Source organism: Methylosinus sp. KRF6, from assembly GCF_018887255.1.
Taxonomy (GTDB): Bacteria; Pseudomonadota; Alphaproteobacteria; order Rhizobiales; family Beijerinckiaceae; genus Methylosinus; species Methylosinus sporium.
In genome coordinates this window covers 2,613,919-2,630,655 of record NZ_JAHLJF010000001.1, presented here as the reverse complement: position 1 = coordinate 2,630,655, position 16,737 = coordinate 2,613,919, and the positions used below count along the sequence as shown (strand labels likewise).

The window sequence follows — 16,737 nt, the reverse complement described above, 5'->3', positions numbered from 1 at the left end:
GCGGTCCAGAGCGCGCCTCGGACCGCGAGCCCTCGCGCCATGAACATCTCCGAGCCCTTCATCCGCCGGCCGGTGGGCGCGAGCCTGCTCGCCGCGGCGCTGTTCATGATCGGGGCCGTCGCCTATTTCTTTCTGCCGGTCGCCAGCCTGCCGGCGATCGACTTTCCGGCGATCGGCGTCGTCGCTGCGCGGCCGGGCGCCGATCCGGCGACGATGGCGGCCTCGGTCGCCGCCCCGCTGGAGCGCCGCCTCGCCGGAATTTCGGGCGTCACCGAGCTCACCTCGGTGAGCTCGCTCGGGCAGACGCAGATCGTCGCGCAATTCGACATCAATCGAAACATCGACTCGGCCGCGCGCGACGTGCAGGCGGCGATCAATGCGGCCGCGACCGATCTGCCGTCCGATCTGCCGATCCTGCCGACCTTCCGCAAGGCGAGCCAGGCGACGGTGCCGTCCATCGTCCTGGCGCTGACCTCCGAAACTCTGCCGACCAGCATCATCTTCGACGCCGCCGATTCGGTCATCGCGCAGCGCATCTCGCAAGTGCCCGGCGTCGCCCAGGTGCGCATCGCCGGCGCCGAGCAGCCGGCGATCCGCGTGCAGATCGACCCGGCGCGGCTGGCGACGATGGGCATAGGCATGGATCGGGTGGCGAGCGCCATCAACTCCGCCAATGTTCTGTCTCCGCTCGGCGCGCTGAACGGCGACGAGCTCGGCCGCACCATCGCCGCGAACGACCAGCTTTCGACCCCCCGCGAGTTTCGCGACATCGTCGTCACCGCCGCCAATGGCGCGGTGGTCAAGCTCGGCGACATCGCCACCGTCGACCGCAGCGTGCGCAACCGGCTCGCGGCCGGGTGGTTCAACGGCAAGCCCGCGGTGCTGATCATCGTGACGCGGCAACCGGACGCCAATGTGATCGCCATGGTCGATCAGGTGAAGGCGCTGCTGCCCGAGCTGCAGAAATGGGTGCCGAGCGGCGTCGATATCTCGATTCTCTCGGACCGCACGCAGTCGATCCGCGCCAGCGTCTCGGAAATTCAAAACACTCTGCTCGTGTCCGTCGCTCTCGTGATGGCGGTGGTGTATGTCTTTCTGCGCCGCGCGACGCCGGTTTTCGCCGCCGCGGTGACGGTGCCATTGTCGCTCGTCGGCTCCTGCGCCGCCATGTGGCTCGCCGGCTTCTCGATCGACAATCTCTCGCTGATGGCGCTCACCATCGCGGTCGGCTTCGTCATCGACGACGCCATCGTCATGATCGAGAACATAGAGACCAATGTCGAGCGCGGCATGGGGCGCATGGAGGCGGCGCTCGCCGGCGCGAAGCAGATCGGCTTCACCGTCGTGTCGATCAGCCTGTCGCTCGTCGCCGTCTTCATTCCGCTGTTGCTGATGGACGGAATCCCCGGCCGGCTGCTGCGCGAATTCGCCTTCACGCTGACCTTCGCCATCGTCATCTCCACCATCGTCTCGCTGACGGTGACGCCGATGATCTGCGCGCAGCTTCCCTCGCCCCGGCGCGATGCGCCGTCGCGTCTCGACAGGCTCGTCGAGGGCGCGCTGACGCGGCTCGTCGGCCTCTATGCGCGCAGCCTGAAGCCGGTCATCGACCATCCCTGGGCGACGCTCCTCGTGATCGCGCTGACGATCGGCTGGACCGTTCATCTCTACGGCTCCATCCCCAAGGGCAATCTGCCGCAAGACGATATCGGCCTGCTCAACGGCACGACCGAAGCCTCTCCCGATATTTCCTTCGCCGATATGGTCCTGCTGCAGAAGAAGGCCGCGGCCATCGCCGCCGCCGATCCCGACATCGTCAATGTCGGCTCCTTCATCGGCGCCGCCAATTTGACGATGTCGGGAAATCAGGGGCGGCTGTTCCTGGCGCTGAAGCCGGCCAATGAGCGCAAGGCGTCGAGCTTCGAGGTCGTCGCGCGGCTGCGCAAGGAATTCGCCAAGATCGCCGGGCTCGGCGTTTTCATGACGCCGTCACAGGATCTGCGGTCGGGCGGACGCCAGAGCAAGGCGCAATATCAATTCACCATCGCCGCCTCCACGATCGATCTGCTGGAGGAATGGACGCCGAAGCTGCTCGCGCGGCTGCAGAAGCTGCCGGAGCTCGCCGACGTCACCAGCGATCGCCAGCAGGGCGCGCTGAAAGCCAGCGTCATCATCGACCGCACCGCGGCCTCGCGCCTCGGCGTGCCGATACAGGCCATAGACGCCGCGCTCAGCAGCTCTTTCGGCCAGCGCCAGGACTCGATCATCTATACGCAGCGCAACCAATATCGCGTCATCGTCGAGGCCCCATTGTCGCGCCAGCGCGATCCGCGCGATCTCGCCAGCCTCTATGTCACGGCGAATGACGGCGGCCAGGTTCCGCTCACCGCGGTCGCCCGCATCGAGCGCGGAACCATGCCGCTCGTCGTCAATCATCAGGGCGTGACGCCAGCGACGACGATCGCTTTCAACATAGCGCCGGGCCATACGCTGGACGCCGCAACCAAGGCCGTTCTCACGGCGACCGACGAAATGCAGCTCCCCAATGGCGTGCAGGCGGAATTCGCCGGCGACGCCAAGGATCTCCGCAAGCTCTCCTCGGGCATGGCGTGGCTGCTCGTCGCCTCGCTGTTGGCCGTCTACATCATCCTCGGCGTGCTCTATGAGAGTCTCGCCCATCCGGTGACGATCATCTCCACCCTGCCCTCGGCGAGTCTCGGCGCGCTGCTGGCGCTCGAAGCCTTCGGCATGGAATTCACGCTGATCGCCTTCATCGGCATTCTGCTGCTCATCGGCATCGTCAAGAAGAACGGCATCATGCTCGTCGACTTCGCCCTGCACGCCGAGCGCGACAAGGGATATTCCGTGCGCGACGCGGCTCTGGAGGCGGCGGTGGAGCGTTTCCGGCCGATATTGATGACGACGCTCGCCGCCATGCTCGGCGCTCTGCCGCTCGCCTTCGCCGGCGGGATCGGCGCGGAAATGCGCCGTCCGCTCGGCGTCGCCATCGTCGGCGGGCTGCTGCTCAGCCAATTGCTGACGCTCTATACGACGCCGGTCATCTATCTGCTGATGAGCAAGCTGGAGAGCCGGCGGCCGCGGCGCGCCCCGGAGGCGCCGGGTCGGGAGGCGTCGATCACAGAGCGGCAGGCGGCGAACGCGTCTTGAACGCGGATATCGCTGACCCAAAGAGACTCGCGGAGCGACAGGCTCGGCGCGCGAGGATCGAGATCAGTGGGTGAAATCGCCCTGCGTCTCGAAGAACAGCCGCAGCACGGGATGCTCGCCGCAATCCTCGACCGGTATATGCCAGAATTTCGAATCCATCTGCGGAAAGCGCGACATGGGCAGATGAATCTCGGTCAGCCGCACATGATTGCCGCGCCCCTCGATCATCGCCTCGCCGAGCAGATGCAGCAGATCTTCGAGCCGATCGGGCACTTCCGCGACAGTGAGGGTCGTCGAATTCGAGAGCGGGCGGGACTTGTCGCAAATGAGCTCGTAATCAGCTGGTTTCATAAAGCCGCCCCCACCTTTGCCGGCCTAAAGGCAAGCAAGACACATACCGCAGGCGGAACCGCTGGCTCCATTGTGCGGCGCGTCCGCCCTGCGCCAGCGCCCACTATAGAACCCTTCGGATAAAGGTCAAAAGGCGAGCGCGGCTCTCAGCATCGAAAAAATCACAAAAGCGCGTCAATTTTGTAACAGCATCAAACAATTGAATTATTTGTTCGATTTCCCCATCGATCGGAGAAGATCAATTCCTCGAGCGGCAGGCGCTTCGCCCATTGCCGGACCTCGAGCTCCGGTCGCGCATAGGTTTTGGCGACGCGGCCGACGCAGAGATAGGCGACGATCGCGATTTGCGGCGGAATGTCGAGAATCTCACGTAAATCCTGCTCTCGCAATATGCTGACCCAGCCGACGCCGATTCCCTCCGCCCGCGCCGCCAGCCAGAGATTTTGCACCGCACAGGCCGTGGACAGGAGATCGGCCTCCGGCTGCTGGGTGCGTCCGAGCCCGGTCGGGCCCTGCCGGGAGCGGTCGCAAGTGATGCAGACATTCAGCGGCGCCTTCAAAATTCCTTGCAGCTTCAAGCTTCTGTAATGGGCGCGCCGTTCCGGCGGCAGCAGCGCCTCCTCGGCCTCGGAGGCGCGCTCGAAAGCGGCGTGAACCGCCTCTCGCAGGGCGCGATCGCGGATCAGCAGGAAGTTCCACGGCTGCATGAAGCCGACCGAAGGCGCGTGATGCGCGGCGTCGAGAAGGCGCATCACCTCCTCCTGCGACAAATCGTCTGGGAGAAACTCGTCCCTTACGTCACGCCGGGTGTGGATGGCGCGATAGACGGCGGCGCGCTCCTCCTCCGAGAAGGGCGCATTGGCGACGAGCGACGGCTCGGGATCAAAGACCATTTCGTCCGCTCTCCAATGCGCGCTCCAGCCGTTCCCAGGCCGCGGGCGCAGCCGGCAGGCCGAAACGGAGCCGATCCGGCCGCTCGCCGAACCTACGCGTCAATATGCCGCGCCGGGCGAGATGGGCAAACCATCGATCCGCCGCCGCGTGGCGAACGAGCCGAAAAAGCGACGTTCCGCCGATGATTTCGAAGCCTGCGGCGGCGAGCAGCGCGTCGAGCCGGGTGGCGTCCTGCGCAAGCGCGACTCCGCGACCCGCGAGCCAGGGCGCATCGGCGAGCGCCGCCGCGCCGATCGCCAGCGCCGGACCGGAGACGCTCCAGGGTCCGAGCGTCGCCCGCAGCCGCTCGGCGAGCGCAGCGCCGCAGAGGGCGAAGCCGAGCCGCACGCCCGGCAGCCCATAGGCCTTGCCGAAAGACCGCAGAAGAACGAGGCCATCCTCCCCCGCGCACGACGCGAGGCTGGCCTCGGCTGGAAGAAAATCGGCGAAAGCCTCGTCGACGACGAGCAGGCCGCCCTTTGCCGCCATGCGAAAGGCCGTGTCGGCGAGGCGCGCGGCGGGCTCGAGGCGGCCATCAGGATTATTGGGATTGACGACGACGCCGACCTCGGCCGCCGCGATCTCCTCCAGCGTCTCCACGCGCGCGACCTTCGCGCCGGCGGCGCGCCAGGCGGCCGCGTGCTCCGCATAGGTGTGGCCGAGGACAGCGACCCGCGCGGCGGGCAGGATGCGCGGCAGCCATTGGATGAAAGCCTGCGTGCCCGCCCCAGCGACCACATGCGCCTTCGGCCCGGCGCGATAGGCGCGCGCGGCGATGCGCTCCAGCGCGGCGAGCGCGGCGACATCCGGCAAGCGGGTAAAAACCTCCGGCGCGAGCGGCAGAAACGGATAGGGATAGGGGCTGACGCCGGTCGAGAGATCGATCCAGGGCTCCGGCGCCTGCGGAAACTGCGCCCGCGCGAGATCGAGCCTGCCGCCATGCAGGACCGGCGGCGAAACGCTCATCGCGCCAGCTCCAATAGCGCGTCCACGTCCAAATGGCGCTCGAAATGCTCGGCGAGACCGTCCAACGTCGCCTCGATCGACTGCTCATAGGAGAGGTCCGAGGCGCTCGCGCCATGATCGCGCAGAAAGGCGGCGCGCAAGGAATCGTCGGCGAAAAAGCCGTGCACATAGACGCCGGCGCAACGCCCATCCACTGAGGCCGCGCCGTCGCAGCGACCGTCCTCGAAGCGCAGCAGTGGACGCGCGCAATCTGGACCCTCGCTGCGGCCGGCGTGCATCTCATAGCCGTAGAAGGGGATATTTTCGGCGATGGTCGCGCCTCTCACCTGCTTCAGCACTTTCTCGGTCTCGAAGACCGTTTCCATATCGAGGAGGCCGAGCCCCTCCACCGCGCCGGGCGGCCCCTCGAGCCCCTGCGGATCGTCGATGCGACGGCCCATCATCTGATAGCCCCCGCAAATGCCGAAAACGCGCCCGCCGCGACGAATATGCGCGGCGAGATCTATGTGCCAGCCGGCCGCGCGAAAGGCGGAAAGATCGGCGATCGTCGCCTTGGAGCCCGGCAATATCACGAGCCGCGCCTCCGCCGGCAGCGGCTCGCCCGGCCGCACCCGAACGACGCGCACGCCCGGTTCCGCCCGCAGCGGATCGAGATCGTCGAAATTGGCGATATTGGGCAGCAGCGGCGCGGCGATCGTCAGTCCGCCCTCCCCGCTCGACGCGCCGGCGCGCAGGCCGAAAGCGTCCTCCGCCGGCAGGCGCGCGGCGTCGGCGAAAAAGGGCGCGAGGCCGAGCGGCCGCCAGCCGGTGCGCTCGGCGATGAAACGCATTCCTTCGTCGAAGAGCGACGGATCGCCGCGGAACTTGTTGACGATGAAGCCGCGGATCAGCGTTTCGTCGTCTGGATCGAGCACGGCCTTGCAGCCGACGAGCTGCGCGATGACGCCGCCGCGGTCTATATCGCCGACGAGCACGACCGGCGCGTCGACGCGGCGGGCGAAGCCCATATTGGCGATGTCATTGGCGCGCAGATTGATCTCCGCCGCGCTGCCGGCGCCTTCGACCAGCACGATATCGCAGCTCGCGCGCAGCCGCTCATAGCTCTCCAGCACGGCGGACATGAGCCCCGCCTTCCATTGCTGATAGTCGCGCGCGCGCGCCGAGCCGATGATTTTTCCGCGCAGCACGACTTGCGCGCCGGCGGCGCCCTGCGGCTTCAGCAGCACGGGATTCATATCGGCGGTCGGCGCGAGACGCGCGGCGCGCGCCTGCAGCGCCTGGGCGCGGCCGATCTCGGCGCCGTCCGCCGTCACCGCGGCGTTGTTGGACATATTCTGCGGCTTGAAAGGCGCGACGCGATAGCCGCGCCGCGTGAGCGCGCGCGCGAGGCCGGCGACGACGAGCGATTTGCCGACATCGGAGCCCGTGCCTTGGAACATCAGTGTGACGCTCATTGCGAGGTCTCGTAAAAGAGAAAATCGACCGCGGCCTCTATGTGATGAACGATGCGCGCCTCGCCGCCGCGCGGCGGCGTGACCATCGCGACCGGCAGGCCGAGCGCCCGCGCGGCCTCGATCTTCGCATAGGTCTCGCGGCCGCCGCTGTTCTTGGAGACGACGATATCGACCTCGGCGGCGCGCATCAGGGACAATTCGCTCTCGACAGTGAAAGGACCACGCTCCAGGATCAATTCGTAGCGTGGCGGTAGATCTTCTTTCGACGGCTGATCGATCGTGCGGATCAGATAATAATGCTGCGGCGCACACAGAAAATCCGCGAGCCCCAGACGGCCGATGGTGAGGAACGCGCGGCGCGGCGCCTCGCCCAGCGCCGCGACCGCCCCGGCATTGTCCGCGACCTCGATCCAGCGATCCCCCTCCACCGGGCTCCAAGGCGCACGCGTGAAAACCAGCAGCGGCAGGCCCAGCGCCGCGCAGGCCGCGCGCGCATTGGCGGAAATTCGCGCCGCGAATGGATGGGTCGCGTCGATCACGCGATCGATGCGCTCCTCGACGAGATAGCGCGTCAGCCCCTCGACGCCGCCGAAGCCGCCGATGCGGACCGGCAGCGGCGAGGCGAGCGGCGCGCTGGTGCGGCCCGCCAGCGAGACCACCGCGTCGAGGCGCGCGTCGCCGGCGAGACGGACGGCGAGCGCGCGCGCCTCGCTCGTCCCGCCCAGAATGAGCGCCCGGATCGGCTCGGCCTTTTGCCGCGGCGCAGCGAGCGGCGGCGCGGCCGGCGTATTGGTCTGAGGCATGGCTTAGCCCTATACTCCCGCCCGTGATTATTCAAACGGAGGCTCGAGATGAAGCGGTCCTGGATGTGCGCGTCGATATTTTCTGTCGTCGCGACCGCGGCATTCGCCGACCCGATCGGCGAATGGCGCGTCGCCGACGGCACCGCGCATATTCAGATCACCCGTTGCGGCCAGGCGATCTGCGGCAAGATCGCCTGGACCTCCGACCCCGGCGTGGACGAGAACAATCCCGATCCGCGCCAACGCGGCCGCAAGCTGCTCGGCCTGCCCATCCTCACCGTGAAGCCCAATGGCGCCAACAGCTGGGCCGGCACGATCTATAATGCGCGCGACGGCCAGAATTACGCCGCCAGCCTCGCCATGCGCAGCGAGAAGGTGCTGCGGCTGGAAGGCTGCGTGAATGGGACGAATATCTGTGGTGAGGAGGATTGGACGCGGGTGCGGTGAGTGAGCGAGCAGCGTCGTTTTTGCTCGCGACTGCGCGCCGTCACGCCGAGCAGACGCGACCGCAAACCGACGGGAGCGAGGGCAGAGAATTTGGGCATTCGTCTCATGTCACGGCAATCCCCCGTCTCAGCGCTTTGTCACAACCTGCGCCACGCAGAGTTACGGTGACATGACGCCGATTGTGTAAATTCCCCCTGCATACGACATGCTCCAACGGCGCGTTGTGGCTCCGAAAATTCGCATCTCCCTTCACAATCCTGCCGGTTTATCCCCGGCGGAATTTCCGCCGAAGAGCGAAATCCGCCGGCAGTCCGGCGACGATGCGTTCGAGGACGAAGCGGCTCGCCTCCTTGTCGCAGCAGAGTCCGCCGGAGAGCGCGACAAAACGCCAGATGCGCGCGAACAGGCCGAGTGGCCCGCTTCGCGCCTCGATCGCATTCGAAGATGCGATCTCGGGCGCCTCGTTCCCGCAGCGCGAATGGTCGGTCCAAACGCCTCTATCGTCGAATTCCACGACCAAGCCACGATATTGCTTCGTCGCGCCGAACCGCGACCTGTGGCCGAACAGGTCCGAGAAGCGAAAAGGCCGTGGATCGAAGGAAAGCTCGAAGGTTATGATGTTCGCACCGAAAAAGTCGGCGACGCGAATAAGCTCGACGAGCCGATAGTCGACGCTGTGCGTCGTCCACTGCACGGCGAAGGCGCGCTCGCCCACAAGCTTGCAATAGCAGTGGCATATGCCTCGTCGAGAGCCGACATATATGGTCCTTCGTCCTTGCATCCTGATGGCGAGCAGAAACAAGAGCGAGAAGGCGACGACCAGCCCTGTGAGCAGGAACACAGACGGCCGATTTCCGCTCACAATGTCGAATGCGAGGAACGGCGTCGGAATGATCGCAAATAGCATTATTTGAGTGGCGGCCAGCGATGGGGCGTTCGCTCTCACGGCCCAAAAGGGCTCGAAATCGGAGCCGTCACTCGCTTCGCCGCGCGCCATGACACTTCTCATGCATCCTCGCATCCGGCCTATCGGACAGCATTCGCCCTATAGCCACAACTCTCGACGCGCATCTCCTTCTCTCAATGACGCTCGCCCCCCTCACTCCGCCGCCATTTTCACATCCGGCCTGATCGCGTGATATTCGCCGTAGAGCCGCGCGATCTCGGCGCGCGCCTCCTGCGTGCTGCGCGCGCGTATGTGGCCGAAGCCGCGGATTTTCTCGGGAATGCGCGCCAGCGCCACCGCCGTCGCATGATTGGCCGGCGACAGGCGCGGCAGAATATCGTCGAGCAGCAATTGATAATCGGCGAGCATCTTGCGCTCGGCGATGCGGTCGCTGTCGGGGCGGAAGGGATCGAGGATCGTGCCGCGCAGGCCCTTGAAGCGCGCCAGCCATTTCAGCACATGGAACATCCACGAGCCGAAAGTGATCTTGCGCGAGCCGCCTATGTCGTTCTTGCGCTGGAAAGCGACGAGATTGGGCGCGAGATGCAGCTCCATGCGCAGATCGCCCTCGAAGATTTCGGCGAGCTGACGCTGGAACGAGCCGTCGGTGTAGAGGCGCGCGACCTCGAATTCATCCTTGGCCGACATCAGCTTGAACAGGCCGCGCGCCACCGCCTCGGTCAGCTCCTTTGTGCCTGGAACGCGCTCCTTCTCGAGGCGCGCGACCGCGTCCATCCTCGAGCGATAGCGGGCGGCGTAAGAGGCGTTCTGATAATCGGTGAGAAAGGCGACGCGACGATCGATCGCCTCTTCCAATGAATGTGACACATCCCGCGCGGGATTGCGCGCGCGCAAGGAGGAGACGACGGCGGCGACGCTCTCGAGATCATGCGCGGCGCGGCGGCCCCAGGCGAAGGCCGAATGATTCATCGGCACAGCTTCGCCATTGAGCTCGATGGCGCGCAGCAGCGCGGCCTCGGAGAGCGGCAGCAGTCCCTTCTGCCAGGCGTAGCCGAGCATGAACATATTGGCGGCGATGGAATCGCCGAGCAGCGCCAGCGCCAGCTCCGTCACATTCAGGAAATCGACGCGCTCGCCCGCGGCCTCGCGTATCGCGCGCTCGATGCGCGCCGCCGGCAGCACGAAATCGGGATCGCGCTCGATATCGCCGGGAAACACCTCGGCGCTGTTGACGACGACATGGCTGCGCGCAGGATCGATGGCGGCGAGAATCTGCTTGCCGCCGGCGACGACGAGATCGCAGCCGAGCACGAGATCGGCCTCGCCGGCGGCGATGCGGATCGCATGAACGTCGCCACGCGTGCGGCCGATCTTCACATGGCAATAGACCGCGCCGCCCTTTTGCGCGAGGCCGGCCATGTCGATGACGCCGACGCCCTTGCCCTCGAGATGCGCGGCCATGCCGAGAATGGCGCTCACCGTGACGACGCCCGTCCCGCCAATGCCGGCGACGAGCACGCCGTAAGGCGTGGCGCCGAGCTGCGGAACGGCGGGCTCCGGCGGCGGCGGACATTGCGTCTCACTCGTCGGCGCGGCTTTCTTCATGCGCGCGCCATGCACGGTGACGAAGCTCGGGCAAAAGCCCTCGAGGCAAGAGAGGTCCTTGTTGCAGCTCGACTGATCGATGCGGCGCTTGCGGCCGAATTCGGTCTCCAGCGGCTGCACCGATACGCAATTGGAGGCGCGGCCGCAATCGCCGCAGCCCTCGCAGACCAGCTCGTTGATGACGACGCGCACATCGGGGTCGGGATATTCGCCGCGCTTGCGGCCGCGGCGCTTTTCCGTCGCGCAGGTCTGATCATAGATCAGCACCGTGACGCCTTCCGTCGCGGCGAGCTCGCTCTGCACGCTGTTGATGACGTTGCGGTGATAGATGACGAGGCCCGGCGGCCATTGGATGACCGACGAATATTTGTGCGGCTCGTCGGAGACGAGCGCGATTTTGGCGACGCCTTCCGCCGCCATTTGATGCGCTATGGCCTCCACGGTGAGCTCGCCCTCATGCGCCTGCCCGCCCGTCATGGCGACGACGCCATTGAAGAGGATTTTGAACGTTATGTTCGTCTTCGTCGCCACGGCGAAGCGAATGGCCAGCGAGCCGGAGTGATTGTAAGTGCCGTCGCCGAGATTCTGGAACACATGCTTGCGCGTCGAGAAAGGCGCCTCGCCGATCCAATTGGCGCCTTCGCCGCCCATATGTGTGTAGCCCTCGGTCGAGCGGTCCATCCATTGCGCCATATAATGGCAGCCTATGCCCGTATAGGCGCGCATTCCCTCGGGCACATGGGTGGAGGTCGAATGCGGGCAGCCGGAGCAGAAATGCGGCACGCGCACGCCGACGTCGGTCAGCGATTTGCGGCGCTCCTGCATGTGCTCGAGACGGCGCACGCGCCCTTCGAGATCGTCGGAGCGAACGTGATTCAGCAGCCGCCGGCCGATGGCGATGGCGACGTCATTGGCGTCGAGCGAGCCTTTGACCGGAAACAGCCATTCGCCCACCTCGTCCTTCTTGCCGATGCAGACGGGTTGATGCGACGAGCCATAGAGCTGCTCGCGCAGCTGTACCTCGATCAGCGAGCGCTTCTCCTCGACGACGATGACGAGATCGAGCCCGCGCACGAACTCACGCAGGCCTTGCGGCTCCAGCGGCCAGGGACAGGCGATTTTATAGAGGCGCAGGCCGTAATCATTGGCCTTCACCTCGTCTATGCCGAGATCGTCCATCGCCTGACGCACGTCGAGATAGGATTTGCCGACAGTGATGACGCCGATTTTGGCGCTGGGCCCGCCGGAAGTGACGATGCGATTGAGGCGATTGGCGCGGATGAAGGCGAGCATGGCGTCGCGCTTGCTCTCCTGCATGCGCTCTTCCTGCGTCAGCACCGGATCGCGCGGACGTATGTTGAGCCCGCCCGGCGGCATCGAAAAATCGAGCGGCGCGACGGGGCGCACACGATCGAGCGAGCCGTCGATGGAGGCGGTGGATTCCACCGTATCCTTGATGAGCTTCAAGCCTGTCCAGACGCCGGCGTAGCGCGACAGCGCGAAGCCCATGAGGCCGTAGTCGAGAATCTCCTGCACGCCTGCCGGCGAGAGGATCGGCATCATCATATCGACGAAGACGAATTCGGATTGATGCGCCGTGGTGGAGGATTCGGCGGTGTGGTCGTCGCCCATCAGCGCCAGCACGCCGCCATTGCGCGAGGAGCCGGCGAGATTGACATGGCGCAGCGCGTCGCCGGAGCGATCGACGCCAGGCCCTTTGCCGTACCAGACGGAGAAGACGCCGTCATATTTGCCTTCGCCGCGCATCTCGGCCTGCTGCGCGCCCCATATTGCGGTGGCGGCGAGATCCTCGTTGAGGCCCGGCATGAAGAGAATGTCGTGTCTGTCGAAGAGCGGCTTCGCTTTGTGCAGCTGCGCGTCCATGCCGCCGAGCGGCGAGCCGCGATAGCCGGAGACGAAACCCGCCGTATTGAGGCCGGCGCGACGATCCATCTCCTTCTGCATCAGCAGAAGGCGCACGATCGCCTGCGTGCCGTTGAGCAGCACGTGAGTCTTGGAAAGATCGAAACGATCGGCAAGGGAGACGTCGCCGAAGGCGGAGCCGGTTGTCATGGCGCCGGCGACTTTTTCCGCCATTCGTAGTTTCTCCTCGCTCGACGCGAAGCCCTCGCGGGGCGGGCCCGCTCGCGCAGGCCGCGCGACGTCTGACGTCTCGGAAAGGGGCGGACCCGCTCTCCATATGAAGCATTCTCGTTCGAAAGCTCTCGCGCGCGTCGCTTCCGAAGGTCATATTGCGGATTTGCGGCGGCGGAAAGACTCCCGTCCTCCGCATCCGTGGAAATCCGTATCCCGACCGCGAGGAACCGCCGCCGCCCCGGCGCGACCCGTCCCCGCCTTGTCCTCGCGGCGTCGGGCGTGGCATTATACGTCACGACGCGCGACGCCAGCAAGCGAGCCTTCGCAGGCGCCGAAAATTGTCGGGCCGGCCGGCCCTGTTTCCGCCTCCTTCGGCGCCTAGAGGACGGGGCCCGAAACGGGAGCGATTCGCAAGACGAACCCCAGGCGCCGCGGCCCGACCGAGGCGAGAGCCCTATGCCGATGAAACTCGCCTTCGCTTCGTTGACGATCGCCGCCGCGCTCGCCGCCACGCCCGCCGCGGCGCATCCTCATGTCTGGGTCGCCGTGCGCAGCGAGGTGCTGTTCACGCCGGACGGCAAGATCAAGGGCGTGCGCCACGCCTGGACCTTCGACGAAATGTATTCCGCTTTCGCGCTGCAAGGCCTCGGCAAGGACGGCAAGCCGCCGAGCCGCGAGGAGCTCGCGCCGCTCGCCAAGACCAACGCCGAATCGCTCGCCGAATTCGACTATTTCACCTTCGCCAAATATCAGAACGCCAAGACCGCCTTCGGGCCGCCAGAGGACGTCTGGCTGGAGGCGAACGACAAGCGTATCGTCACCATGCATTTCACGCTGCCGCTGGAAAAGCCGCTGCCGTCGAACAAGCCATTTTCGTTCCAGACCTATGATCCGACCTATTTCGTCGCCTTCGACCTCGAGAAGCAGAATGCGGCGACTCTCGCCGGCGCTCCCGCCGGCTGCTCGACCAGCGTCGTGGAGCCGAAGCCGCTGCTCGCCGTCGACACGCAAAAGCTCAGTGAGGCCTTTTTCGCCAATATGTCGCCCGGCGCCGACTTCGGCATGAAGCTCGCCGCGCGCGTCGTCGTGGCCTGCCCGTGAGGAGTGCGCCGCGAAATTGCGCGCTGCTGCTGGCGGCGCTCGCCGCGCTCGCGCTACTGCAGGACGCGGCGCTCGCGCAGGCCGCGCGCCATCCTTTCGCCGTCGGCCCCGCCGAGGGCCCGGTCGGCGCGGCGAGCGGCCTCGCCGGCCTGCTGCTCGCCTGGCAGAGCAAATTCCACATGGAATTGCAGAGCGCCGCCAAAGCGCTGAAAACCGACCGCTTCGCCTTCGCGACTCTGGCCGCCGCGAGTTTCGCCTATGGCGTCTTCCACGCCGCCGGGCCCGGCCATGGCAAGGCCGTGCTCGCCTCCTATATGATCGCCAATGAGACAGCGCTGAAGCGCGGGCTGACGCTCGCCGCTCTGGCGGCGCTGCTGCAAGGCCTCGTCGCCATTGCGCTGGTCGGCGTGGCGGCGATCGTCTTCGGCGTCACGGCGCAGCGCATGACCGCGGCGGCGACTTGGATCGAAACGGCGAGCTATGTCGCCATCGCCGCGCTCGGCGCGCGCCTCGCCTATGTCAAAGGCCGCGCGCTCATCGCCGCAATGCGAGAGCCGGCGCCGATTCTCGCCGTGGCGCGGCGCGGCGCCTTCGCCTGCGAGGCGGTCGACGATCCGACGCATATCCACGGCCCCGACTGCGGCCATTTTCACGCGATCGACGCCTCCCGGCTCGGAACCGGTTTCCGTTGGGGCGACGCGCTGGCGACGGTCGTCGCGGCGGGACTGCGTCCCTGCTCGGGAGCCATTCTCGTGCTCGTCTTCACTTTGTCACAAGGCGCGTTCATGGCTGGCGCCGGCGCGACGCTGCTGATGTCGGCCGGCACGGCGATCACCACCGGCGGCTTGGCCGCGACGGCCGTCTTCGCCAAGGATTTCGCCGCGCGCCTCGCCGCGCGGAAATCGCGGCGCGCCGAAACGCTGCTGCGCTCCGCCGAGCTTCTCGCCGCCCTCCTCGTGCTCGCATTCGGCCTCGCGCTACTTCTCGGCGTCTCCATGAGCGTCGGCGGCGCCTGACGCCATTCTCGCGGCGCCGCGCTCGAATGCTGCGCTGCGACGACGATCATTCCGCGCGCGGGGCTGCGCTCGCGCCTGCGTCGCGCTATATTTTCGTCAGCAAATCGTCGCTATTCATATGGCGGACAGCAGGGCCGCAGTCCGTCGCGCCCACGCCCGGAGGCCTTTGATGACTGCCGCCACCCTCACCGATCCCTATGCCGCCCGGCCCTGGGTCGCCTCCTATCCGCCTTTCGTGCCCAGCGAGATCGACCCGGCGAGCTATTCGACGCTGGTCGACATGTTCCGCCAGAGCGTCGTCGATTTTTCCGAACGCACGGCGCTCGAGAGCTTCGGCGGCAAGCTCACCTATGCGGAATTCGGCGCCGCCGCGCGCGCCGTCGCGGCCTGGCTACAGTCGCAGGGAGTCGCCAAGGGCGATCGCATCGCGATCATGGCGCCCAATGTGATGGCCTATCCGCCCATCATCTTCGGCGTGCTGCTCGCCGGCGCGATCGTCGTCAACGTCAATCCGCTCTACACGCCCAATGAGCTCGCGCATCAGATCGAAGACTCCGGCGCGCGCATGATCTTCGTGCTCGAGAATTTCGCCCATACGGTCGAAGCGGCCTGGCCGTCGATGCGCGTGGAAAAAGCCGTCGTCATCGCCCCCGGCGACCTGCTCGGCCTGCGCGGTCCGATGGTGAATTTCGTCTCGCGCTATGTGAAATGCGCCGTGCGGCGCTATCGCCTGCCGCAGAGCCTGCGCTTTTCTCGCGTGCTGCGCGCCGGCGCCGCCGCGCCATTGCGGGACGTGAACGTCGGCCCCGACGATCTCGCTTTTCTGCAATATACCGGCGGGACGACCGGCGTCGCCAAGGGCGCCATGCTGCGGCATCGCAATGTCGCGGCCAATGTGGCGCAATCGGCCGCCTGGCTCTGCCCCTATCTGCCGACGCCGCTCGATCAAGTGATGGTGACGGCGCTGCCACTCTATCACATCTTCGGCCTCACCGCCTGCTGCCTGCTGATCGTGAAGATCGGCGGCTCCTGCCTGCTCATCGCCAATCCGCGCGACATCGGCGGCTTCGTGAAGACGCTGCGCAAATCGCGCTTCACCATGATCTCGGGCGTCAACACGCTCTATGCGGCGCTCGCCAATCATCCGGACTTCCCGCGCGTCGATTTCTCCAATCTGATCTACTGCATCTCCGGCGGCATGGCGACGCAGGACGTCGTCGCCCGCAAATGGAAGGAAATCACCGGCCATCCCATCATCGAAGGCTACGGCCTTTCGGAGACCTCGCCGGTCATCACCTGCAACCGTCCCGATCTCGTCGAATTCTCCGGCGCGATCGGCTATCCCTACCCTTCGACGCAAGTGTCGATCCGCCTGCCCTCCGGCGAGCCGGCGCCTTTCGGCGAACGCGGCGAGCTCTGCGTCAAAGGCCCGCAAGTCATGGCGGGCTATTGGAACAGGCCGGAGGAGACCGCCGCCGCGACGACGGAGGACGGTTTCCTGCGCACCGGCGACGTCGCGGTGATGACGCCCGACGGACAATTGAAGATCGTCGATCGCCTCAAGGAAATGATCCTCGTCTCCGGCTTCAACGTCTATCCCAATGAAGTCGAGAATGTGCTGACGCGCCATCCCAAGGTGAAGGAGGCCGCGGTGATCGGCGTTCCCGATCCGCATTCGGGCGAGGCGCCGCTCGCCTTCATCGTGCCGCGAGACGCCGGCGTCACCGGCAAGGAGCTGCATGATTTCTGCCGCGAGACGCTGACCCATTACAAGGCGCCGCGCCATTTCGAATTCCGCGACAGCCTGCCCAAGACCAATGTCGGCAAGGTTTTGCGCCGCGTGCTGAAGGAGGAGTATCTGGCGCGCGGCAAGTAGAGCGGAGCGCGCG

12 protein-coding genes are annotated in these 16,737 nt (G+C 66.1%); 5 read left to right on the top strand and 7 right to left on the bottom strand.

Features of this window, described 5'->3' with window-relative positions:
- Positions 1-39: 39 nt before the first annotated feature.
- Entirely contained in the window at positions 40-3,168 is a 3,129-nt protein-coding gene (locus tag KP010_RS12650; RefSeq protein ID WP_142861992.1) for an efflux RND transporter permease subunit, read from the top strand.
- A gap of 63 nt (positions 3,169-3,231) precedes the next feature.
- Here KP010_RS12650 and KP010_RS12645 read toward each other — a convergent pair whose 3' ends face one another.
- The 5 genes from KP010_RS12645 to KP010_RS12625 form a co-directional block, all read right to left on the bottom strand.
- The gene (locus KP010_RS12645) at positions 3,232-3,519 is read right to left on the bottom strand and encodes a hypothetical protein (RefSeq protein WP_108917164.1); all 288 of its coding nucleotides are present in this window, start codon (positions 3,517-3,519) and stop codon (positions 3,232-3,234) included.
- A 191-nt stretch (positions 3,520-3,710) separates the two neighbouring features.
- Positions 3,711-4,412, bottom strand: coding sequence for a 5,6-dimethylbenzimidazole synthase (bluB, locus tag KP010_RS12640; RefSeq protein ID WP_142861993.1), 702 nt, complete (start codon positions 4,410-4,412; stop codon positions 3,711-3,713).
- Positions 4,402-5,418 carry a threonine-phosphate decarboxylase CobD gene (gene cobD / locus KP010_RS12635; protein WP_142861994.1) on the bottom strand — a complete coding sequence of 339 codons (1,017 nt, stop codon included), beginning with the start codon at positions 5,416-5,418 and terminating at the stop codon, positions 4,402-4,404. The genes bluB and cobD overlap by 11 nt, the downstream gene beginning before the upstream one ends.
- Positions 5,415-6,872, bottom strand: a complete 1,458-nt coding sequence (locus tag KP010_RS12630) for a cobyric acid synthase (protein WP_185966423.1) — start codon at positions 6,870-6,872, stop codon at positions 5,415-5,417. The genes cobD and KP010_RS12630 overlap by 4 nt, the downstream gene beginning before the upstream one ends.
- On the bottom strand, positions 6,869-7,675 hold the full coding sequence (locus tag KP010_RS12625) for a cobalt-precorrin-6A reductase (protein ID WP_216280927.1): 807 nt from the start codon (positions 7,673-7,675) through the stop codon (positions 6,869-6,871). The genes KP010_RS12630 and KP010_RS12625 overlap by 4 nt, the downstream gene beginning before the upstream one ends.
- 48 nt (positions 7,676-7,723) lie before the next feature.
- Here KP010_RS12625 and KP010_RS12620 point away from each other — a divergent pair, with 48 nt between their 5' ends.
- A complete protein-coding gene (locus KP010_RS12620) occupies positions 7,724-8,122 on the top strand; it encodes a DUF2147 domain-containing protein (protein WP_142861996.1) in 399 nt (132 codons plus the stop codon).
- A 265-nt stretch (positions 8,123-8,387) separates the two neighbouring features.
- Here the strand turns inward: KP010_RS12620 and KP010_RS12615 are convergent, their stop codons facing one another.
- Positions 8,388-9,119 carry a hypothetical protein gene (locus tag KP010_RS12615; protein WP_216280926.1) on the bottom strand — a complete coding sequence of 244 codons (732 nt, stop codon included), beginning with the start codon at positions 9,117-9,119 and terminating at the stop codon, positions 8,388-8,390.
- Positions 9,120-9,221: 102 nt separating this feature from the next.
- A complete protein-coding gene (locus KP010_RS12610; protein ID WP_142861998.1) occupies positions 9,222-12,731 on the bottom strand; it encodes an indolepyruvate ferredoxin oxidoreductase family protein in 3,510 nt (1,169 codons plus the stop codon).
- Between the two features lie 456 nt (positions 12,732-13,187).
- Here KP010_RS12610 and KP010_RS12605 point away from each other — a divergent pair, with 456 nt between their 5' ends.
- From KP010_RS12605 to KP010_RS12595, 3 genes are all read left to right on the top strand, one after another.
- Complete coding sequence (locus KP010_RS12605) at positions 13,188-13,832, top strand: DUF1007 family protein (RefSeq protein ID WP_142861999.1); 645 nt, start codon at positions 13,188-13,190, stop codon at positions 13,830-13,832.
- Positions 13,829-14,848 (top strand): nickel/cobalt transporter, encoded by a 1,020-nt coding sequence (locus KP010_RS12600; protein WP_142862000.1) that lies wholly within the window; start codon positions 13,829-13,831, stop codon positions 14,846-14,848. The genes KP010_RS12605 and KP010_RS12600 overlap by 4 nt, the downstream gene beginning before the upstream one ends.
- A gap of 169 nt (positions 14,849-15,017) precedes the next feature.
- Positions 15,018-16,724, top strand: coding sequence for an AMP-binding protein (locus KP010_RS12595; protein ID WP_142862001.1), 1,707 nt, complete (start codon positions 15,018-15,020; stop codon positions 16,722-16,724).
- Positions 16,725-16,737 lie beyond the last annotated feature (13 nt).